Genomic DNA, 761 nt, shown 5'->3' on the forward strand with positions numbered 1-761 from the left:
GCCGAAAGGCAATGCCCGCCGCCGCTTCTGGAATGATTTCTTCTCTGGCGCTCCTGCGCGCGCGGCCGAAGCCGGCCAGCTTTCGCAGGCGCATGAAGCTGCCGTCGATCTCCTGCTGTCGGACACGCCCGCTTGCGGTCACATCGCGCTGGTTGGCGCCGGTCCGGGCGCCGAGGATCTTTTGACCTTGCGGGCCCATCGTCTGCTGATGGAAGCCGATGTCATCGTCCATGACGCGCTGGTGCCCGAGGCGGTCGTTGCCATGGGTCGCCGCGATGCCGAGCGCCTGCCGGTCGGAAAGCGTAAGGGCTGCCACACCAAGAGCCAGGCTGAGATCAATGCGCTGCTGGTCGAGCTTGGCCGTGAAGGCAAGCGTGTCGTGCGGCTGAAGTCGGGCGATCCGCTGGTGTTCGGCCGGGCCGGCGAAGAGATGGCGGCACTTCGTGATGCCGGCATCGCCTATGAGGTGGTTCCGGGTGTCACCGCGGCCTTTGCCGCCGCCGCCGATTTCGAACTGCCGCTGACCTTGCGCGGTGTCTCCTCGTCGATGGTGTTCACCACCGGCCACGACCTCAAGGGCAATTCGCTGCCCGACTGGGCCAAGCTCGCCATTTCCGGCGCCACCGTCGCCGTTTATATGGGCCGCTCGGTGGCCGCCGAGGTTGCCGGACGGCTGATCGAGGCCGGTCTGTCGCCGGACACTGCGGTGGCCGTGGTCGAGAATGCCAGCCTCGCCAACCGGCGTCGCTTCCACGGCACGC

At 67.4% G+C, this 761-nt stretch carries 1 protein-coding gene; it reads left to right on the forward strand.

Annotation, left to right across the window (positions count from 1 at the left end):
* On the forward strand, positions 1-761 hold a 761-nt coding region (gene cobA, locus EN964_RS36120), incomplete at both ends, for a uroporphyrinogen-III C-methyltransferase (protein ID WP_127277567.1).

Source organism: Mesorhizobium sp. M7A.F.Ca.CA.001.10.2.1 (assembly GCF_003998575.1).
GTDB lineage: Bacteria > Pseudomonadota > Alphaproteobacteria > Rhizobiales > Rhizobiaceae > Mesorhizobium.